The 19,912-nt window shown below is 71.5% G+C and carries 20 protein-coding genes and 1 pseudogene; 10 read left to right on the top strand and 11 right to left on the bottom strand.

The window, feature by feature from the left end; all coding sequences use genetic code 11:
- The 3 genes from FF041_RS38885 to kdpF all read right to left on the bottom strand — a co-directional run.
- The coding region (locus FF041_RS38885; protein WP_456154180.1) for a P-type ATPase at positions 1-567 on the bottom strand (567 nt) is incomplete at its 3' end.
- Positions 567-2,231: a potassium-transporting ATPase subunit KdpA gene (gene kdpA / locus FF041_RS09255; RefSeq protein WP_153521912.1), complete on the bottom strand. Its 1,665-nt coding sequence runs from the start codon at positions 2,229-2,231 to the stop codon at positions 567-569. The genes FF041_RS38885 and kdpA, both read right to left, overlap by 1 nt.
- Positions 2,231-2,320, bottom strand: coding sequence for a K(+)-transporting ATPase subunit F (gene kdpF / locus FF041_RS09250; protein ID WP_153487150.1), 90 nt, complete (start codon positions 2,318-2,320; stop codon positions 2,231-2,233). The genes kdpA and kdpF overlap by 1 nt, the downstream gene beginning before the upstream one ends.
- Before the next feature lie 493 nt (positions 2,321-2,813).
- Here kdpF and FF041_RS09245 point away from each other — a divergent pair, with 493 nt between their 5' ends.
- From FF041_RS09245 to FF041_RS09230, 4 genes are all read left to right on the top strand, one after another.
- Positions 2,814-3,938, top strand: coding sequence for a glycerate kinase (locus tag FF041_RS09245; RefSeq protein ID WP_323391495.1), 1,125 nt, complete (start codon positions 2,814-2,816; stop codon positions 3,936-3,938).
- 146 nt (positions 3,939-4,084) lie between these two features.
- Complete coding sequence (locus FF041_RS09240) at positions 4,085-5,149, top strand: LLM class flavin-dependent oxidoreductase (RefSeq protein WP_153521910.1); 1,065 nt, start codon at positions 4,085-4,087, stop codon at positions 5,147-5,149.
- On the top strand, positions 5,146-5,712 hold the full coding sequence (gene msuE / locus FF041_RS09235) for an FMN reductase (RefSeq protein ID WP_153521908.1): 567 nt from the start codon (positions 5,146-5,148) through the stop codon (positions 5,710-5,712). Before FF041_RS09240 ends, msuE begins: the two co-directional genes overlap by 4 nt.
- 241 nt (positions 5,713-5,953) lie before the next feature.
- Positions 5,954-6,979 (top strand): YhgE/Pip domain-containing protein, encoded by a 1,026-nt coding sequence (locus tag FF041_RS09230; RefSeq protein ID WP_228388096.1) that lies wholly within the window; start codon positions 5,954-5,956, stop codon positions 6,977-6,979.
- Positions 6,980-7,024: 45 nt separating this feature from the next.
- Here FF041_RS09230 and FF041_RS09225 read toward each other — a convergent pair whose 3' ends face one another.
- The gene (locus tag FF041_RS09225) at positions 7,025-7,885 is read right to left on the bottom strand and encodes a S1 family peptidase (protein WP_323391494.1); all 861 of its coding nucleotides are present in this window, start codon (positions 7,883-7,885) and stop codon (positions 7,025-7,027) included.
- A 136-nt stretch (positions 7,886-8,021) separates the two neighbouring features.
- Between FF041_RS09225 and FF041_RS09220 the strand changes: the two genes are divergently transcribed.
- Positions 8,022-9,131, top strand: coding sequence for a GlxA family transcriptional regulator (locus FF041_RS09220; protein ID WP_153521904.1), 1,110 nt, complete (start codon positions 8,022-8,024; stop codon positions 9,129-9,131).
- Between the two features lie 58 nt (positions 9,132-9,189).
- Here the strand turns inward: FF041_RS09220 and FF041_RS09215 are convergent, their stop codons facing one another.
- From FF041_RS09215 to FF041_RS09205, 3 genes are all read right to left on the bottom strand, one after another.
- Positions 9,190-9,714, bottom strand: a complete 525-nt coding sequence (locus FF041_RS09215) for a MarR family winged helix-turn-helix transcriptional regulator (protein ID WP_153521902.1) — start codon at positions 9,712-9,714, stop codon at positions 9,190-9,192.
- Between the two features lie 134 nt (positions 9,715-9,848).
- Positions 9,849-10,919 (bottom strand): MBL fold metallo-hydrolase, encoded by a 1,071-nt coding sequence (locus FF041_RS09210; protein ID WP_153521900.1) that lies wholly within the window; start codon positions 10,917-10,919, stop codon positions 9,849-9,851.
- Between the two features lie 55 nt (positions 10,920-10,974).
- Complete coding sequence (locus FF041_RS09205; protein ID WP_228388095.1) at positions 10,975-12,141, bottom strand: NAD(P)-dependent alcohol dehydrogenase; 1,167 nt, start codon at positions 12,139-12,141, stop codon at positions 10,975-10,977.
- A gap of 406 nt (positions 12,142-12,547) precedes the next feature.
- Between FF041_RS09205 and FF041_RS09200 the strand changes: the two genes are divergently transcribed.
- The 4 genes from FF041_RS09200 to FF041_RS09185 all read left to right on the top strand — a co-directional run bounded on the left by FF041_RS09200 (position 12,548) and on the right by FF041_RS09185 (position 16,155).
- Positions 12,548-14,011, top strand: a complete 1,464-nt coding sequence (locus FF041_RS09200) for an aldehyde dehydrogenase family protein (RefSeq protein ID WP_153521898.1) — start codon at positions 12,548-12,550, stop codon at positions 14,009-14,011.
- Positions 14,012-14,068: 57 nt separating this feature from the next.
- Positions 14,069-14,623 (top strand): MarR family winged helix-turn-helix transcriptional regulator, encoded by a 555-nt coding sequence (locus FF041_RS09195; protein WP_153521896.1) that lies wholly within the window; start codon positions 14,069-14,071, stop codon positions 14,621-14,623.
- A 110-nt stretch (positions 14,624-14,733) separates the two neighbouring features.
- Entirely contained in the window at positions 14,734-15,303 is a 570-nt protein-coding gene (locus tag FF041_RS09190; RefSeq protein WP_153487138.1) for an NADPH-dependent FMN reductase, read from the top strand.
- Positions 15,304-15,501: 198 nt separating this feature from the next.
- Entirely contained in the window at positions 15,502-16,155 is a 654-nt protein-coding gene (locus tag FF041_RS09185) for a permease prefix domain 1-containing protein (RefSeq protein WP_323372432.1), read from the top strand.
- 104 nt (positions 16,156-16,259) lie between these two features.
- Here the strand turns inward: FF041_RS09185 and FF041_RS09180 are convergent, their stop codons facing one another.
- On the bottom strand, positions 16,260-16,592 hold the full coding sequence (locus tag FF041_RS09180; protein WP_153521894.1) for a PadR family transcriptional regulator: 333 nt from the start codon (positions 16,590-16,592) through the stop codon (positions 16,260-16,262).
- Between the two features lie 299 nt (positions 16,593-16,891).
- Between FF041_RS09180 and FF041_RS09175 the strand changes: the two genes are divergently transcribed.
- The gene (locus tag FF041_RS09175; RefSeq protein WP_153521892.1) at positions 16,892-17,305 is read left to right on the top strand and encodes a hypothetical protein; all 414 of its coding nucleotides are present in this window, start codon (positions 16,892-16,894) and stop codon (positions 17,303-17,305) included.
- A 194-nt stretch (positions 17,306-17,499) separates the two neighbouring features.
- Here FF041_RS09175 and FF041_RS09170 read toward each other — a convergent pair whose 3' ends face one another.
- From FF041_RS09170 to FF041_RS37770, 3 genes and pseudogenes are all read right to left on the bottom strand, one after another.
- The gene (locus tag FF041_RS09170) at positions 17,500-18,930 is read right to left on the bottom strand and encodes a polysaccharide lyase 6 family protein (RefSeq protein ID WP_153521890.1); all 1,431 of its coding nucleotides are present in this window, start codon (positions 18,928-18,930) and stop codon (positions 17,500-17,502) included.
- 112 nt (positions 18,931-19,042) lie between these two features.
- Positions 19,043-19,120: pseudogene (locus FF041_RS40305) on the bottom strand (IS5/IS1182 family transposase); the annotation flags it as partial.
- A 215-nt stretch (positions 19,121-19,335) separates the two neighbouring features.
- The coding region (locus FF041_RS37770; protein ID WP_407698125.1) for an NADase-type glycan-binding domain-containing protein at positions 19,336-19,912 on the bottom strand (577 nt) is incomplete at its 5' end.

Here is a 19,912-nt window from a genome sequence, read left to right as displayed (position 1 = left end):
CTTCGTACCGCCGGTGACGGCGCTGCGGTCGCCGCCGGACTCCCGGATCACCGGGGCGGACTCGCCGGTGATCGCGGACTCGTCCACCGAGGCGACGCCTTCGACGACATCGCCGTCGCCGGGGATGATCTGTCCGGGCTCGACGACGACGTGGTCCCCTGGGCTCAGCCGGGCCGCGGGGATCTCCTCCTCGGGCGGTGCGACGGCCTTCGGCCGCCAGCCCACCAGCCGGCGGGCCGTCGTCCGGGTCCGCATCCGGCGCAGGGCGTCGGCCTGGGCCTTGCCGCGGCCCTCCGCGACCGCCTCGGCGAGGTTGGCGAAGACCACGGTCAGCCAGAGCCAGACCGTGATGACCCAGGCGAAGACACTGGGGCGGTCGATGGCGGAGAGGGTGGTGAGGACCGCACCGGTCTCGACCACGAACATCACCGGGTTGTGGACCATGGTGCGCGGGCCGAGTTTGCGTACGGCATCCGGGAGGGCGCGCAGCAGCTGCCGGGGGTCGAGCAGGCCGCCCGCGACCCGGTGGGACGTTCCAGGGGGCGGTGCGGGCGGGGTGAGGGACATCAGCGCAGCCCTTCCGCGAGCGGGCCCAGCGCGAGCGCGGGGAAGTAGGTGAGGCCGACGACGACGAGGATCACCGCGGTCAGCAGGCCGACGAACTGCGGCCGGTGGGTGGGCAGGGTGCCCGCCGTCACCGGGACCGTGCGCTGGGCGGCGAGGGACCCGGCGAGCGCCAGCACGAACACCATGGGCAGCAGCCGGCCGGTGAGCATGACGAGGCCGAGTGCGGTGTTGTACCAGACGGTGTTGGACGAGAGCCCGGCGAACGCGGAGCCGTTGTTGTTGGCCGCCGAGGCGAAGGCGTAGAGCACCTCGGAGAAGCCGTGCGGGCCGGGGTTGGCCATCGACGCCCGCTCCCCCGGGAGGGCCATCGCGACCCCGGCACCGGTCAGCGCGACGGCGGGGGTGGTGAGGATGTAGAGGGAGGCGAACTTGATCTCACGGCTGCCGAGTTTCTTGCCGAGATACTCCGGTGTGCGGCCGACCATCAGCCCGGCGGCGAACACGGTCACGACGGCCAGGATCAGCATCCCGTACAGACCCGATCCGGTGCCGCCGGGCGCGATCTCGCCGAGCATCATGTTGAAGATCAGCAGTCCGCCGCCGCCAGGTGTGTACGAGTCATGGGCCGAGTCGGCGGCGCCGCAGGAGGTCAGTGTGGTGGAGACGGCGAAGAGCGCGGAGGCCCAGACGCCGAGCCGCTGTTCCTTCCCCTCCATCATTCCGCCGGCCGCGTGCCCGGCGGTGCTGCTGACGCTGTGCAGTTCATCAGCGGTCACCACGGCGACCGACGCGGCCCAGATCAGGGCCATCACGGCGAGGATCGCGTAGCCCTGGCGGCGGTCCCCGGTCATGGCGCCGAAGGTGCGCGGGAGGCAGACCGCGATCACCAGCATGAGATAGATCTCGATCAGGTTGGTGAGTCCGGTGGGGTTCTCGAACGGGTGGGCGGAGTTGGCGTTGTAGAAGCCGCCGCCGTTGGTGCCGAGTTCCTTGATGGCCTCCTGGGAGGCGACGGGACCGCCCGTGATGGTCTGGAGCCCGCCCGAGATCGTGGTGACGGTCTGGTCCCCGTGGAGGTTCTGGATCACGCCGCCCGCCGCGAGGACGAGGGCGAAGACGAAGGCGATCGGCAGCAGCACTCGTACGACCAGCCGGGTCAGGTCCACCCAGAAGTTGCCGACGCGGTCGGTCCGCTCCCGGGTGAACCCCCGGATGAGGGCGGCGACCACCGCGACGCCGACGGCGGCGGAGACGAAGTTCTGCACCGCCAGACCCGCCATCTGCACCAGATGACCCATCGTCCGCTCCCCCGCGTACGACTGCCAGTTGGTGTTGGTGACGAAGGAGACGGCGGTGTTGAAGGACTGGTCGGGCGTCACCGGTCCCCTGCCGAGCGAGAGCGGCAGATGGTTCTGCAATCGCAGGAACGCGTACAGGAACACCACGGACACCAGCGAGAACGCCAGCACACTGCGGACATACACCGGCCAGGTCTGGTCGGTGTCCGGTCGCACCCCGCCCGCCCGGTAGGCGAGCCGCTCGGCGCGCAGATGCCGGGTGCTGGTCAGGCAGTGGGCCAGATAGTCGCCGAGCGGCCGGTAGGAGAGCGCGAGCGCGGCCATCAGGGCCAGGATCTGCAGCCAGCCCGCCAGCGTCTCGTTCATCAGAACCGGTCCGGGAAGAGCAGGCAGAGCAGCAGATAGACCACCAGGCACACGGCCACGACGAGCCCGACGGTGTTCTCCGCGGTCACAGCCGCTCGGCCCCCCGCACCGCCAGGAAGAGCAGCCCGAACACCCCGAGGGCAAGGGCGACGAAGACCAGATCCGCCACGGCGTTCCACTCCGCTCGGTTCAGGGGCAGGGGCACAGGGGCAGGGGAGGAGGCGGGACGCGGAGCCGTCCGCCGGCCGGGCATGCGCGGCACCCGGCTCCGCGCGCGTACCGGCTGCCTACCGGGTGATCGTGCCGCGCCGGGCGGCCCCGGGCCCGCACGACGACGCGGACGCGGGGCGGAAATCCGCTGAACGGACGCAGCAGGAGCCGGGCGGACGGTCGGACGGCGCCCCCGACCAGACCCCGCCGGACCTGCCAGGCCCACCAGACCCCGCCAGACCCTCCCCCTGGGCTTCGCCCGGGGGGACCCCCATCCGGACGGACGACGCTACGTTGACGACGTTCCCTAGAGTTCCAGCACAGCTCATCGGAGCCCCGATGGGGCCGACTCTTCCCGGAGGACCTGGTTCCGTGCGTGTCGTCATCGCTCCCGACTCCTTCAAAGGCAGCCTCACGGCCACCGCCGTCTGCGCCGCGATCGAGACCGGGGTACGCCGTGCCCTGCCCGACGCCGATGTGGTCCGCGTGCCCATGGCCGACGGAGGCGAGGGCACCCTCGACTGCATCCTCGGCGCGGTCGGCGGGGATGAGATCGCCCTGACGGTCGCCGGTCCGCTGGGGCAGCCGGTGCGCGCCCGGTACGGGCTCTCGCCCGACGGAAGGTCCGCGGTCGTCGAACTCGCCTCCGCGTCGGGGCTGCCGCTGCTGGCCGGTGCGACGGACCCGCTCCGCGCGGACACCGCGGGAACGGGCGAGCTGATCGCCGACGCCATCGGCCGGGGAGCGCGTGATGTGCTCGTCTGCATCGGCGGCAGCGCCAGCACCGACGGGGGCGCCGGTCTGCTGCGCGCGCTCGGCGTCCGGTTCGAGGACGCCGGCGGGGAAGAGCTGCCGCCCGGCGGCGCGGGCCTCGCCGATCTCGCCCGCGTCGAGATGAGCGGGGTCGCGGAGGCCGTCCGGGAGACCCGGTTCCGTATCGCCTGCGATGTCACCAACCCCCTGGTAGGGCCGGAGGGCGCGGCAGCGGTGTTCGGACCGCAGAAGGGCGCTTCCCCCGATCAGGTCCGGCTTCTGGACGCCGCCCTGACCCGCTTCGGCGATGTGCTCGCCGAGCGGTTCGGCGTGCGGGTGCACGATCTCCCGGGAGCGGGCGCGGCGGGCGGCACCTGCGGCGGCATGGTCGCCGTGCTCGGGGCCGAGCCCGTCCGCGGCTGCGAACTCGTCGCCGACACCGTCGGTCTGCCGGCCGCGCTGGCCGGCGCCGATCTGGTGATCACCGGCGAGGGGAGAGTCGACCGCCAGAGTGCGGGCGGCAAGGTCGTCTCCCTGGTCGCCCGGCTCGCGGGAGACCGCGGTGTGCCGGCGGTGGCGCTCGCCGGAGAGGTCGTCCTCCCGATCGACGAGCTGTACGCCCTCGGGCTCACCGCCGCCTTCAGCATCGCCGACGGCCCCCGGACCCTGGCCGCCATGACCGAATCGGCGGCGCCCCTCCTGGCCGCGGCGGCCGAACAGGCCGTACGCCTGCGCTCCGCCTGACCCACCCACGGCCGCCGGAGCCGGCGGGCCGGGCAGCGGGCCGAGCAGTGGGACCGCGCCCCGGCCAAGGCTCGGGGAATAGGCCGATCTCCCCTCATGTTGTTCGTTGCGCAACGAATGAATCAACGGTTGAGAGGGTCGCCCCCATGTCTTTTGAACTGGGCATCTACCACTTCGGCGAGCTGACTCCCGACCCGGCGACCGGAGCGCTCCCCGCACCCGGCACCCGGCTGCGGGAGCTGGTGGAGCAGGCCAAGGCGGCCGACGAGGCGGGGCTCGACATCTTCGCGGTGGGCGAGCACCACCGTACGGACTTCGTCGTCTCCTCGCCCGCCGTGGTGCTGGCGGCGATGGCGGAGAACACCAGCCGGATCAAGCTCTCCAGCGCGGTGACCGTGCTCAGCTCGGACGACCCCGTCCGGGTGTTCCAGCAGTTCGCCACCCTCGACCTGCTCTCCGGCGGCCGTGCGGAGATCATCGCGGGACGCGGCTCCTACATCGAGTCCTTCCCGGTCTTCGGCTACGACCTGAACGACTACGCGGAGCTGTTCGCCGAGAAGCTCGATCTGCTGCTCAAGCTGCGCGAGGAGAACCCCGTCAGCTGGCAGGGCAGACTGCGCCCCACCCTGGTGGACGGCGACATCACCCCGAGGCCCGACCGTGAGCTGCCCGTCTGGGTCGCGGTCGGCGGCACCCCCGCCTCGGTCGTACGGGCCGGACGCCTCGGGCTCCCGCTCTCGCTGGCGATCATCGGCGGCGGCTACCGCCAGTTCGCCCCCTTCGTCGATCTGTACCGCAAGGCCGGCGCGGAGGCCGGGCACGCCCCGGAGAAGCTGAAGGTGTCCATCAACTCCCCGGGCTTCGTCGCCCCCACCCACCGGGAGGCCATCGAGGTCTCGCACCCCTACTTCCAGGCGGGCTGGATGGCCAACCACCACCAGCGCGGCCAGGGCGTCCCCATGCCGAAGATGGCGTACGAGGCCCAGGCCACGGCCGGGGGCGCGTTCTTCCTGGGCAGCGCGCAGGAGGTCATCGACAAGATCATGGCGCAGTACCGGCTCTTCCGGCACGACCGCATGATGATCCAGCTCGGCTTCGGCAATCTGCCCCAGAAGGAGGCGCTCAAGTCGATCGAGCTGCTGGGCTCCGAGGTCGCCCCGGTCGTCCGCAAGGAGATCGCCGCCCTCGGCGGCACGGAGGTGACGGCATGACCGCGCCCCTGAGGGTCGTCGCCGTGGTCGGCAGTCTGCGCTCGCCGTCGAAGACCACGGCTCTGGCCGAGCTGATCCTCCGGACGGTCCAGGCCCGCACCGGGACGGAGGCACGGCTGATCGAGCTGCACACCGTGAGCGCCGGCTTCTCCGGCGCGGTGGAGCGGGACCAGGTCGGACCGGAGGCCGAGGACGCGCTGCGGGCGGTGGAGGAGGCGGATCTCGTCATCGCGGCCACCCCGGTGTTCCGGGGCTCGTACACCGGGCTGTTCAAGCACTTCTTCGATCTGGTCGACCAGTACGGAGTCGCCGCCAAACCGGTGCTGCTGGCGGCCACCGGGGGCAGCGACCGGCACGCCCTGGTGATCGAGCACGCGATGCGCCCGCTGTTCGGCTTCCTCCAGGCGTGGACCGCCCCGGCCGGGATCTATCTCAGCTCCGGCGACTTCGACGGGACGACCGTCCTCAATCCCGAGGTGTACGAGCGGATCGAGATGGCCGTGAACGATGTCGTCCCGGTGGCGAGGGCACTGACCGCCACCAGGGCGGCCACCGCCGCCTGACCGGGTCCGCCGCGTTTGACCGGTACCCCCGACCCTCCATATAGTTCGTTGTGCAACGAAATATATGGAGGGTTTTCCGGTTCCGCGCGCACCCCGCCGGACCGCTGGGCCCCCGCGTTCGGCCGGGCTGCGGGAGGGCTGTCCCGGGCCGGCCGGGGCGACCCTCCCGCAGCCCGGAGGAGGCCGCCTGAGCGGCTGCTCCCCCGCCCCGGCCCCGCCGCCCATCGGCAAGGAATCAGCTATGCCCGACACTCCCCCCGCCACGCTCCAGCGGCCCCCCGAGCCCGCGCGCGGCGATCCGTCCGCGCCCCGAAGGGCCGCGTGGGTCCGGCCGGTCCTGCTGCCGGTCGCCGTGGCCGTCGCGATCGGTGCGATCTTCATCAGCGTCTATCTGTCGGCGTTCCACGCCCCCGCCGCCCGCGATCTGCCGGTCGCGGTGGTGGGGACGGCGGCCGACGCGGCGGCCGTGGCGGAGCGGCTTCCCGGGCACTCGCCCGACAGCTTCCTTCTGGAGGCCGTGCCCGACCGGGAATCCGCGCGGGCGGCCGTCGAGCACGGCGAGGCGTTCGCCGCGTACGTCCCCGGACACGGCACGGCGGAGCTGCTCTTCGCGGGAGCGCACGGCCCCGCCGTCAACACCCTGCTGACCGGCTCCTTCGAGGAGGCCGCCCGGGCGGGCGGGGAACGGCTGACGGCCGTCGACATCGTCCCCGCGTCGCCCGAGGACACCCGGGGGCTCGTCGTCTTCTACACGACCTTCGGCCTGGTCCTCGCCGGCTATCTGTTCGGGATCATGACCTTTCAGCTCGGCCCCGGGCTGACGCTCCCCCGCCGGCTGGCCTCGCTCACCGCCTTCGGCGGTGCGGGCGGTCTGGCGGTGGCCTCCGTCGTCTCCGCGTTCGATGTGCTTCCCGCGCCGTTCCCCGGGGTCGCCGGGCTGGTGGCGCTCGTCGCGACGGCCGTGGGCGCGTTCACCATGCTGCTGGTGCGCTCGCTGGGGGTGCTGGGCTCCAGCGCCGCCGCCGTGCTGTTCATGACGCTCGGCAACGCCAGCAGCGGCGGCAGTCTCCCCGCCGAGTTCCTGCCCGGCTGGCTGGCGCCGCTCTCGGCCGCCCTTCCGGTCGGCGTGGGCGTACGGGCCGTCAACGGTCTCGCCTACTTCCACGGCGACGGGGTGCTCGGCGGCATCGCTGTTCTGACCGCCTGGACGGCCGCCGGAGCCGGCGGGCTCTTCCTCCTCGAACGCGCCCGGCGCCGACGGGCCTGACCGCCCCCACCGCGGGAGGGGGCGGTTCGCGGGTGCGGGGGGGGATCAGTTCCGTACGCCCGCCGGCGTGTCGGCCATCGTCTTGTCGATCCAGTCCTTGTGCAGGGGCACGTTCGCGTAGGTGACCGGTCCGCCGACGCAGCGTTCGTCCGCATCGCCGTCGCGGCTGGTCGCTCCGACGAGCTCCCACCGCTTGCCCGCGCGCTGGAGGAGCGGACCGCCGGAGTCGCCGCCGCAGACCGCGGCGCCGGGCACCGTGCTGGTCAGGCAGAGCTCCTCGGGGGTGAGGTGGGAGCAGCCGGCGCGGTCGGCCATCCGCAGCTCCAGCTGCTGAAGACGTTCGGGCAGTTGGATGCTTCCATCGACGGTCGTGCCCCAGCCCACGGCGCGGTTGACGCCTCCCACCGGTCCGGGCTGCCGGGCCACGCGGATCGGCTTCTGCGCCACGGGCCGGTCGAGACGGACGAGCGCGATGTCGTTCTCCAGGATGAGTCCGCCCTGCTCGATCAGATAGTCCGGGTGGATCACGGTCCGTTCGATGGTGCGGACGCTCCCCCCGGAGCTGCGGTTCTCGCTGCCGATCCGGACCTGGCCGACGGGCTTGCCGTGGACTCCGTCGACACAGTGCGCGGCGGTGACGAACCACCGCGGGGATATGAGCGAGCCGCCGCAGTGCCCCTCACCGGGCCTCATGTCGATGGAGACCATGAAGGAGTAGCGCTGGGTGGAGTCCTCGCCCCCGACGATCGCCGTGGCGGCGCCGGTCGTCGCCGTCGCACAGGCCGCGACGGCCAGGGAGACCGCGGCGAAGCGGGCCATGCTCCGCCGGGAGCGGATGCCGGTCGATCCCTGCCGGCGCGTGGCTGAAATGCCGTTGAACAGAGGGGTGAACACGGAGGCGAACACAGAGGTGTCCCTTCGCTGTCGGTTACGGGAATGGCTGCCGGGCGTCCCCTCGCTTCCGGCTCTCCGTGTTCATCCTGTGGGCGGCGCACTCCCTCGAAAAAGCAGCATCGCCATCACCCTGGGCTAAATTCCGGTCATGGCAGTGATCACAGTTCTTGTCGCGGACGGCGTTCCCGCCCATCAACTCACCACGCCCGGGCTGGTCTTCGGCTCCGCGTCCCATGTCTTAGGCCACACCGCGTACGACGTGCGGATCTGCTCCGCCACCCGGACCGTCACCACCGGCGAGCCACCGCTGAGCCTCGCCACACCCTGGGGGCTGGAGGCCCTGGACGACGCCGACACCGTCCTGGTGACCGGTCACCGCGCCTTCCGCGACCCGCCGCCGCCCGAGGCGGCCGACGCCCTGCGCGCATGCGCCGACCGGGACCGCACGATCGCCGCCGTCGGCACCGGAACCTTCACCCTCGCCGCCACCGGCCTCCTCGACGGCCGCCGCGCCACCACGTCATGGCCCCACACCGGCGAACTCGCCGGACGCCACCCCCGAGTGGAGGTCGTCCCCGTCGGCGCCCCCTGGGTCGAGGACGGGCCCTATCTCACCTCGCACGGCGTCTTCGGCGGAATCGACCTGTGTCTGTCCATGGTCGAGCGCGACCACGGCGAGCCGACCGCCGCCGCGGTCGCGCGGCGCATCATCATGCCCCTGTACGACGAGGCCGTCGCCGACACCGGGGAACGCGTACGCGAGATCGCCGACAGGACCGACATCGGACCGACCCGGCAGTGGGTGGAGGCCAACCTCCACCGGCCGCTCACCCTCGCCGACATGGCCGGCCACGCACGTGTCAGCGTCAGCACTCTCCATCGCCGCTTCCGCGCCCAGACGGGTCTGCCCCCGCTCCAGTACCTGCTCCGCGCCCGTCTCCACCGCGCACAGCAGCTCCTGGAGAGCGGCGACACCCCCGTCGAGCAGATCGCGGCCCAGTCCGGATTCGGGTCGCCCGCCAATCTGCGCCACCACTTCCATCGCCTCACCGGCACCACCCCCCGCGCCTATCGCGCCGCCCTCCGCGGCTTCACCGCCGCCATGGGGCCCTATGTCCCCGCTTCTGACGCACTCGGCGCACCCGGCGGCACGGGTCCGGGGACCGCGAACAGCAGGGACGGCGAACCGTTTCCGGAGCCGTCTCGGACGTCGGCGCCGAGCCGGTCCAGCGGCTCGACGGGTTCCTCATCCCCGTAGCCGAGGCGGAAGAGGGGGACGCGCTCCAGGACGGCGCAACCGCCGGGCGGGCGGCTGGTCAGCAGGTGCCGGCGTGCTCGTCGAGGCCGACGGAGGCCCAGATCCCGGCGAGTGCGGTGAGCTGGTCGTCGGTGAGTTTGTCGAGGAACTCGCCGCGGAGGTTGGTGAGATGCACTTTGCGGGCGCGGCGGTACGCCTTGCGGCCGGCGTCGGTGAGGACGGCGTCGAAGCCGCGGGCGTCGGTGGGGCACTTCTCCCGTACGACCAGCCCCTGGCGCTCCAGGTCGTCCACGATGCGGGTGAGTCCGCTGCGGCTGATCAGCAGCGAGGCGGCGATGTCCTTCATCCGCACCCGGCTCTCGGGGGCCTCGGCGACGGTGAGCAGGACCTCGAAGGAGGAGAGCGGGATGCGCTCGGCGGCCACCAGCTCCGTGTCGAGGGTGCGCAGCAGTCTCATATGGGTGGAGAGGAGTCCCAGCCAGACCGCGCGCTCGGTGCGGTCCAGCGGGCGGGACGGCGAGCCCGCTCGCCGCGGCGCCCCGCCCAGGTCCTCAGGCACGCCGTTCTCGGTGCTCCGGCTCATATCCTGCCCTGCCCTCCAGAAGTTTGTTTCACAACGAATGATAACGGGGTCCGGAGCTTCCCGCCCTGGCGGACGGGGTGGGCCCTGGAGCGGACCGCGGTCCGCTCCAGGGCCGGTGGCGACGGCCGGAAAGGTCACTCGCCGGACTGCGGGATGATCAGCTTCTCGAAGCCGGAGACCATGCCGTACTCCAGGCGCAGGGCCTCCAGCACGGAGTACGCGTGGTACTTGGTCATCACATCGGCGCCGGCGAGACGCTGGGCCCAGGTCTGACCGTTGTCGGTGACCTTCTCCAGGGTCTTCTTGGTGACGTAGTTGGTCATCTCGTTGAAGTAGTTCTCCCACAGGACCCAGGCGTTGCTGAAGCCGATGCGCTCGATGTACTCGAACTCCTGCCCGTGGTCGAGGGCTTCCTTGGAGAACTCGACGATGTCGTTGGTGTAGTCGCGGGACGCCTTGGCGTCCTCGGGGGTGCCGTAGCGGTTGACATGGCCGGAGACGACGCCCTTGAAGTCGTACTGGAGGATCCAGTCGTGGGCCTCGGCCCAGCCGCGGATGTTCTCGGAGGCGTCGCAGTGCTTGAAGGCGCTCCATCCCGGGCTGATGATGTCGATCGCCGCGAGCGCCTTCTGCTGGGGCGCGTAGATGAAGATGTTGCCCGGGGTGTGGTTGACGCCGTGGTAGTCGAGGTTGAACCGGACGCCGTTGACGTCGAGGGTGTCGCTCTCGGTGATCGTCTCGGTGGGGACGGGCAGTCCGCGCTCGCCGCCGAGGTCGGGCCAGCGCTGGATCATCTCGCGGGTGTAGTCGTGGGAGATGACCTTGGGCTTGTCGGCGGCGAAGATGCCGGCGGCGCCGATGTGGTCGGAGTGCCAGTGGCTGTAGATGAGATGGGTGACGGGCTCGTCGGTGACCTCGGCTATCGCGCGCTTGAGGTTCTCGCCCAGCAGCGGCGGGGCGTCCACGAGGACGACGCCGTTGCCGGTGCGGACGAACATGGTGTCGTACGCGCCGGAGGTGACGTAGTACGCGCCGTCGTTGATCTCCTCGACGTGGTAGCCCTTGGCGAGCCGGTCGGGCAGGAAGAGCGCGCCGTAGCCGTCCGCCGGGATGGGGCGGTAGTCGGCGAGGGTGTTGAGCGGCATGCCCGCCGCACCGAGCTGGTGGCGGTCGGTGGGGGTGCCGGGCTTCTGGAAGTCGGTCATGGTGCTTTTCCTCTTGACTGTTCGAAGGTGGGGAAGGGCGGCGGGGGTGGTGCCGCTACTCCCCGATGCGCAGCACGGGCTTGATCGCAGCTCCGGTCCGCGTGTCGGTGGCGGCTTCGTTGATCTGGTCGAAGCCGTAGAAGGTGATGAGCCGGTCGAAGGGGAAGCGTCCGGCCTTGTGGAGGTCGATGAGCTGGGGGATGAACAGCTGCGGGATGGAGTCGCCCTGGGCGACGCCCCGGACCGTGCGCCCGCCGAGGAGGGCGTTCATGTTCACCGGGGCGTGGGCGCCGGCGGGGGCGCCGCCGATGAGGGCGGCGGTGCCGAGCGGTGCGAGGGCGTCGACGGCGAGGGTGAGCATCTCGGGGCGTGCGGTGATCTCCAGGACGTAGTCCGCGCCACCGCCGGTGATCTCCGCGATGCGGGCGGCGGTGTCCTCCTGACGGCCGTTGACCGTATGGGTGGCGCCCAGCTCACGGGCGAGCTCCAGACGTTCCGGAACGATGTCGACCGCGATGATCGGGCTCGCTCCGGCGACCTTGGCCGCCATCACGGCGGCGAGGCCCACGGTGCCGGTGCCGATGACGACGACCGACGAACCGGCCTCGACCTTCAGGGAGTTGAGCACCGCTCCGGCGCCGGTCTGAAGGCCGCAGCCCAGCGGGCCGAGCAGCTCCAGCGGGATGTCCTCGTCGTCGATCCTGACCACATTGCGCTCGGTGGCCAGGGAGTGGGTCGCGAAGGAGGACTGCCCGAAGAAATGGCCGTGGATCTCCTCGCCGCCGGTGTGGAGGGCGTTGGAGCCGTCCAGCCGGGAGCCGCCGAAGTTGGCGGGGAAGGAGGCCGCGCAGTAGGCCGGGTTCCCGGTCAGGCAGGGCTTGCAGTGGCCGCACGCCTGGTACGACATCACCACCCGGTCACCGGGGGCGACGGTGGTGACCGCGTCGCCGACCCGCTCCACGATGCCCGCGCCCTCGTGCCCGAGCACCGCCGGGAGCGGGGTGGGCAGGGCCTGGTCCCTGACGTGGAGATCGGTCTGGCACAGGCCGGCGGCCACCACTTCGACGAGTACCTCGTCGGGCCTCAGCACGGTGTCGAGGGTGAGCTCCTCGAAGGTGAACGGGCCGCTCCTCTCGCGCACCACCGCCGCCGTGACGGGGACGGCGGACGGGGCGGAGCCCTTGTCTGTCTGCGGGGAGGGCGAACCCTGCGCTGCCGCCATGATCTTTTCTCCCAACCGGACGCGCGCCCCGTGAACCGGGCCTGACGGCCACGCGGAGCGGCGTTCCTTCGGCCGCTGACAGCGGCTCGGTACGGAATGCCGTCGAACCCGTGAAGACCTTGCGCCGTATGGCGCCAGAACCTCACTTAGTTCGTTCTGCAACGAACCGTACGTCCCACATCGACGACGGTCAAGCGGCGCCGGGACCTCGCGCCCGCACCTGGGGAATACCGCCCCGCGGAGTGGCGCTGGGCTTTACATAATTCGTTGCACAACGAATCATGGCGAGTGTTTGACGGACGCGCCGGAGGACCCCCTCAGCCGCCCGTCGCCCGACGCCCCGCCCGGCCACCGCCGCAGACCATCCGAGCTTCCGAGCTTCCGAGCTTCCGAGGAGATTCCTCTCATGAGCACCACGCCCCACGCCCGTCACTTCATCGACGGCGTCTGGACCGACTCCGACGCGATCGGCGAATCCCTCGACCCCGCCACCGGCGAGGTGCTGGGCACCTTCGCCGACGGCGGCGCACCCGAAGCGCGTGCCGCCGTCGACGCGGCCCGCCGTGCCTTCGAGACCGGCGACTGGGCCCGTGACCGCGAGCTGCGCGCCCGGGCCCTGTTCGAGATGTCGGAGCGGATGGCGGAGCGGCGGGACGAGCTGGTCGCCCTGCTCTCCCGGGAGAACGGCAAGATCCCCGCCGAGGCGGCCCTGGAGGTCGATCTCACGATCTCCAAGATCCGCTACTACGGCGCGCTGGCGCTGACCGAGTCCGGCCGGGCGTCCGAGGTCAAGCCGGGGCTGTACTCCATGACCCTGCGCCAGCCCGCCGGGGTCGCCGGAGTGATCGCGCCCTGGAACTCTCCGGTCATCCTCTCCGTACGCTCCTTCGCCCCGGCGCTGGCGGCTGGCGCCACGGTCGCCCTGAAGCTGCCGGCCCAGACCGCGCTGACCAACAGCCTCCTGTTCGAGATCGTCGCCTCCGTGAAGTCCCTGCCGAAGGGCGTCTTCAACGGCTTCACCGAGTCCGGCAGCTCAGGGGCCCGGCTGCTCGTCGCCGACCCCGGCGTGGACGTGATCAGCTACACCGGCAGCACCCATGTCGGCCGCTCCATCATGGCCGCCGCCGCCTCCTCGCTGAAGGCGATGTCACTGGAGCTGGGCGGCAAGACCCCGATGATCGTCTTCGACGACGCCGATCTGGACGCCGCCGTCCCCGTCCTCACCAAGGCGATCACCACCTTCACCGGACAGTTCTGCATGACCGGCAGCCGCGTCCTGGTCCAGCGCGGCATCGCCGACGAGCTGCGCACCCGGCTCTCCGCCGCCCTGGAGGCCGTACGCGTCGGTCCCGGCGCCGACCCCGCCAGCGAGATGGGTCCGCTGATCGACCGGGCCAACGCCGACCGGGTGGAGCGGGAGATCGCCGACGCCGCCGAGTACGCCGAGGTCCTGGTCCGGGGCGGCCGGATCACCGAGGGGCCGCTCGCCGCCGGGGCCTTCGTCCGCCCCGCGCTGATCGAGGTGACAGGTCCCGACAGCTGCGACCGGCCCATCGTCCAGCAGGAGATCTTCGGCCCCGTCGCCACCTTCGAGGTCTTCGACGACGAGGCCGACGCGGTCGCCCGCGCCAACGCCACCGAGTTCGGCCTCGCCGCGAGCGTCTGGTCCCGGGACGTGGACCGGCCGCTGCGGGTCGGCCGCGAGCTGGACGCGGGCACCGTCTGGGCCAACACCTGGGCCGTCATCGTCGACCAGATGGAAGAGGGCGGCTTCAAGCAGAGCGGCGTCGGCCGCCTCAACGGCGAACGCGCCCTGGAGGAGTTCCAGGAGATCAAGCACATCGTCCACCCCGCGCCCCGGTCCTTCTGAGCGCCGGGCCCGTTCCCGGCGTCCCCACGCCCCCGTGCCGTTCGCAGGAGGAACCCCATGGCCGTCGCATCCGCCCGGTCCGATCACACCGCCCAGCAGGCCATGCGCGCCTTCCTGACCGCGGCCCGGCTGCTCTCCGAGCAGCTGGGGCAGGAACTGCGCCGTGAGAGCGGCATGTCGCAGATCCACTACGAGCTCCTGGCCCATCTCGCCGAGAGTCCCGGACGCCGGCTGAAGATGACCGGGCTCGCCCGCCGCACCGGAGTCTCCCCCAGCCGGCTCTCCCATCTCGTGGACCGGCTGGAGCAGCGCGGCTGGGTCGGCCGGCTCCCCGACCCGGCCGATCGCCGGGTCCACCTCGCCCGGCTCACGGACGCCGGGCAGCGGGCCCTGACCGAGGCCGCCCCCTGGCACGACGCCTGTGCCCAGGCCCGGCTCCTCGACCACCTCACCGATGAACAGCTGGACCATCTCAAGGGCATCAGCGAAGTGCTGCTGAGGCGGCTCTCCGGGCAGGCCGCGGCAGCCGTGGACGCTCCGGTCCCGCCGCCGGTCCACGGCGATCCGCGCTCACGCGGGAGAGAGCCCACGCACCGGGAGACCGCCCCGTGAGAGAGATCTCCGGGCGCGGGGAACAGAGCGGGGCACCAGAAGCTTATAGTTGATTGCTCAACTAACTAGGAGCGCATCCCGCTCCGACGCACAGAGAAACGGCAAGCAAGATGACCAAGATCGCGATCATCCTCGGCAGCGTCAGGCCCGGCCGCAACGGCGAGGCCGTGGCCCGGTGGGTGCTGGACCTGGCCCGTAAGCGCGGGGACGCGGAGTACGACCTCGTCGACCTCAAGGACATGGCGCTGCCGCTCCTGGACGAGAGCGCTCCGCCGTCCTTCGGGCAGTACGCCAACGAGCACACCAAGGCGTGGGCGGCGACCGTGGACGCCTACGACGGATTCATCCTCGTCACCCCCGAGTACAACCACTCCACCTCCGGCGCGCTGAAGAACGCGATCGACTACCTCTACACGGAGTGGAACAACAAGGCCGCCGGCTTCGTCGGATACGGCAGCGTCGGCGGCGCCCGCGCCATCGAGCATCTGCGCGGCATCATGGCCGAGGTCCAGGTGGCCACCGTGCGCAACACGGTCATGCTCTCGCTCTTCACCGACTTCAAGGACTTCAGCATCTTCACGCCGGCCGCCCTGCACGAGGAGGCGGTCGACGCCATGCTCGACCAGGTCGTCGCCTGGAGCGAAGCACTCAAGCCCCTGCGCGCCCCCGCCGGCGTGTAGCCCCCGGACGCCCCGGCCTGTCCGGGCCGGGGCGTAGGCGGGGGCCGTGGTCGTCTCCAGGCCGGCCGGTGACCGCGCAAGCGGGAAGGATCAGGGAGACATCAGGGATTTCCCACCCCTCCGCCGTTCTCCCCGGTACCTATACTGGCGCAGGTTTCCGTGCTGCCGGACGGGCCCGAGACTTCTCCAGGGGGACGGGTGATCGACCAATACGTCACCGAGCTCAACCAGGCGCTGCGCGGCCCGCGGGCGGCCAAGGCCAGTCTGCTCACCGAGGCCCGTGACGGGCTGGCCGACGCGGCGGACGCCTATGAGGAGTGCGGCCTGGACCGGGAGAGCGCCGAGCGGAGCGCCATAGCCGACTTCGGCCCCGTACCGGCCATCGCCGGGGAGTACCAGTCCGAGCTGGGCATCGCCCAGGGGCGGCGTACCGCGGTGCTGATCTGCGCGGTCATGCTGATCCAGCCCGTGGCCTGGCGGATCGCGCAGACCCTCGCCGGGGAGGGCTCCGGCGGACAGGGCAGCCGTGGCTACGAGATCGCGGAGACGGCGGCCCGCTGGTCCGGCGGCGTCGCCATCGTCTGGGGTCTCGCGATGCTGTTCGCGACGGGCGCGGGAGGCCGCTGTCTGAGCGCGCAGCGGCTGCTCGCCCGGGCCACCGGGTTCTTCGCCTTCGCCGTCTGCGTCGTCTTCGCGGTGCTGGGAGTGCTGATGACGGTCTCCAATCCGGCCACGCACTCACTGCTGAGCCTCACCGGGCTGCCGGGCACCTTGCTGCTGCTGGGCGTCCCGCTCGCCGGAATCGGGGTGGCGGGCCGCCGCTGTCTGAGCTGGGTGCGCGCCGGCTCGTGATCCGACGTTCCGCCGCCGCGCGTTCGCCGCGCGCCGGGAGCTGACTCCGCCGCGCGCCGGGGCCGGACCCTCATCCGGCCAGGTGGGCAACACGGCCCGCGCCGTCAGGCAGGAGTGGTTCCGGGACGGAGCACGCCCTCGACCACGGCGGCGAAGTCCCGCCACTCCGCGCGCTCCGCGGCCAGGGCGCGTTCACCCGCCTTGGTCAGCTCATAGGTGCGGCGCCGGCGCCCGCCGACCATCCGCCATTCGCCCTGTACATATCCGGCCCTCTCCAGCCGGCGCAGCGCGGGGTAGAGCGATCCAGTGGGCAGTTCCAGCGCCCCTCCGCTGCTCACCTGGATCGCCTGCATCACGGCGTAGCCGTGCAGAGGCTCCTTCTCCAGTACCGCAAGGATCAGGGCGTCGAGATGCCCTCTCAGCGCATCACTCTTCATGTAGGCAATCTACGTGACTCCTCCCTCGGATGAGTCCGGGGCCTTCTCGCCATGCCCGGTTGGGCGTTGCGACGGACCGGCCCGGCCCGCAGAACGTTCAGGGCGCCCACGGTGTCGGCGTGCGCTCGGTGGCCGCAGCTGACGCAGTGGAACTTTTCGACCGAGCGGGCTCGCCCGTGCAGATGGTCCCGCGGGTGCAGAGGGGCCCGATAACTAGACTGTCTACATATAGAGAGCCTAGACTCGGTTGACGATGGAGCGGCGCACCGCCAAGCGCCGGGAAGGAGCGTCCGACGCCCATGACGGACCTGCGCCGGAACACCCTGCAACGCCTGCCCTGGATACTGATCGCGGCACTGGGCGCCTTCGGGCTCGTCCGGCCGGTGCTCAGCATCGTCGGCGCCTATGACTCCGGCCCCCTGGAGAAACCGGTCGGGCCGCTCGTGTTCACCGCCCTGATCGCCGTGGTCTGGGTCGGCGCCGCGGTGGTGCTCCGCACCCCTCAGCCGGTGCCGGCTCTTCTCTTCGCCGGGGTGGCCTACGGCGCGTTCGCGATCACCCTGAATCTGTCGTTGCAGCCGTTTCTGGACGACGCGGACGCGGTTCCGGTCATCGGCTCGATCGGCATTCTGGTCTTCAACGCCGTGCAGGGCGCGGTGCTCGGGCTGATCGCCCTGGGTCTCCAGCGGGTTCTGCACCGCACCGGGAAGTGACCCCGCCGGCCGCCGCGGTGCCGCACCAGGGGTCTGGTGCGGCGCCGCGCGCGTCCCTCTTCGCCGGAGCCGGACGCACCGCGTTCCGGCGGCTGTCACGGAGCGAAGGGCGCGGCCGGCCCGGCCCGCCGCCGGGGACGGCGAGGCGGAGCGGACGGGCGCGGCCTGCTCACCGGTCTGTCACCGGCAGCCGTTCAGGACGCGTTCGGGCCCACGTCCGCCGCCGTGAGGGAACGGCGGATCGGAGCCAGTGTCGAGTACTGGTCCGCGCCGATGTCACGGGTGCCGCCGCGTGAGTGACCGTCGAGGTCCTCGGCCACGGCAGGGCTCGCCAGGGTCGCCGCGCCGATCGCCGGGCTGCCCGCCGACAGCCGGGACACCCCGTCGGACTCCTGCCGGAGGAGCGGGTCGACCCTGGTGTAACCCCCGGAGGGGATGGTGCCGTTGGACGCCGCACCCCACAGGATGTTGCTCTGCCAGGTGAAGCCGGTGGTCTTCCCCATCGCGACCAGGCTGCCGGTCCTGCCGACGAGAAGGTTGTCGGCGATGACCACGTCCCGGGGCTCATAGGTCCGGGTCTCGCCCGAGAGCCCGCCGGCGTTGTCGAGCAGGGTGTTGTGCGCGATCACCGCGCGGTCGCACGCGTCATTGCCCCGCCGCTCCTCAGTCGTCTCGCCGGAGTGGTGGTCGCGCGTGGTACCGCTGCCGATCACCAGGGCCCGGCCCGACAGTCCGCTGAGATAGTTGTTGACGACCAGATGGTCGTCGCCGTAGAGGCGCAGCCCATCGACGCCGCCGAGCAGGTAATTGCCCTCCACCGTGGAGCGGTTGCCGTGGCGCAGCACGATTCCGCCGCGGCTGTCGCGGATCGTGTTGTAGCGGATGACGTTGTCCGAGGACTTCACCGAGATGGTCTCGGGGTCTCCGTCGCACCGCTCGAACAGGTTGTACTCCACGATCGCGTGGGCGGCGGACAGCGCCCGGCTGCTGACGCCGAGCCGGATCGGCTCACCGCCGTTGGCCCCGGCGAAGGTGTGACCGGAGAAGTGGTTCTTGAAGAGATGGAGGCGCTGGGCCATGGCCGTCGAGCCGGGGCCGTCGACGACGACGAAGATGCCCTCGGTCGTCTTGTCATGGAAGCGGTTCCGGTCGATCTTGGCGTCGTCGCCGCGCACGACGACCCAGTCGAGCCCGGTGATGTCGGCGAACCGGAAATCGTTGCGGGTCAGCCGGATGCGCGGGCAGCTCGCCGGGATCTCCAGCGTGGTGCTCTGCCGGAAGGCGAAGCCGCTGACGGTGATGTTGCTCGAATTGCTGAAGACGAAGCTGCGCGCGCCCTGGAGCACCGCGCCGCCACGGGATTCCGCGACGATGGTGATCGGCGCGCTGCTGGTGCCGTGCTTGCCCGAGACGCTGATGGCGCCGCCCGAGGGAACGGTGTACGTGCCGTTGGCCAGGACGATCCGGTCGCCGGGCACCGCGCTGTCGATCGCGTTCTGAAGGTCGGTCAGGGTGCTGACCGTCGGCGCGGCCACCGCCGTGCCGGCCGGCAGCAGTGCGGTGAGCGGCACAGCGGCGAGCGCTCCGCCCAGCATGGTGCTCTTGAAAAGAGTACGTCGTCGCATAAGTGTCCTCAAAAGAAGGGAAAGGCACCGGTCCGGCGCCGTGCGGCTGGTCGCCGGGGGTGCGGCGGGCGCCCGAAGGGCTGCCCGAGGGGTCCGATGGCACGGCGCCCGGTTCGCCGGACCGCAGCGGGCTCAGCCCGGTGAACGGGGCAGTCCAGGACGGCTCGGACACCGTGATCACACCAGCCACACCAAGATCATCGCACTCGGGCGGGCCCGGCGGCAGGGCCGGTTCCGGCCGTCGTGCTTCAGCGACGGCGCTTCCGTCGTCGGAGCACGGCGGCGCTTCGGTCGTTGGAGCACGACGGCTGGAACCGGCCGCTGTTCCTTACGCGGTGGAGACTTACGCGGTGGAGAGCGCTGAAGCGGCGCACCGGGCGAGCGGTCCCCGGGCGGCGCCCGGCCTCAGGCACGCCGGAAGAACTCGACCTCCCCGACCGCGATCGGCCGTCCCTCGCCCTGACCGGACGCGGCCCGCAGCACCAGCCGTACGGAGACGACGTCGCTGATGCCGGTCCGTACCGTCTGCGGGCCCGGCTTGTCGGTGAACCGCACCTTCTTCTCGTGGACCTTCCCGTCCTCCGTCGTGACGATCAGATCGGCCCGGGTGGGCCTGGCCCCCTGCCGGAACTCCCGGGGCTCCTTCGACACACCGGTGTGCACCACGACGCCGACCAGCCGGAACGGCTTGTCGAAGGTGCTCGTCAGCGACGAGCCGAGCGCGGGCGCCCCCCAGTACTCATTGGTCAGTCCATCGACGGCCGCGGTCGCCGGATGGCCGGAGGTCTGGCCGCTCGCGGTGACCTCGGCCGGACTGATCTCCGCCGTTCTGCCGAGCTTGTCCCGCACGTCCTCGAAGAGATACCGCCCGGCCGGCAGCAGCGCAAAGCCCGCCACCAGCAGCCCGGCGACCGCCGACACCAGCAGGAACCATCGCAGCGCCCGGCCCGATCCGCCCCGTACCCGGCGGCGGAACGGCCAC

The organism is Streptomyces jumonjinensis (genome assembly GCF_009600885.1).
GTDB classification, from domain to species: Bacteria; Actinomycetota; Actinomycetes; order Streptomycetales; family Streptomycetaceae; genus Streptomyces; species Streptomyces jumonjinensis.
The sequence above is the reverse complement of the archived record's forward strand: the minus strand, read 5'-3'. Positions and strand labels throughout refer to the sequence as shown.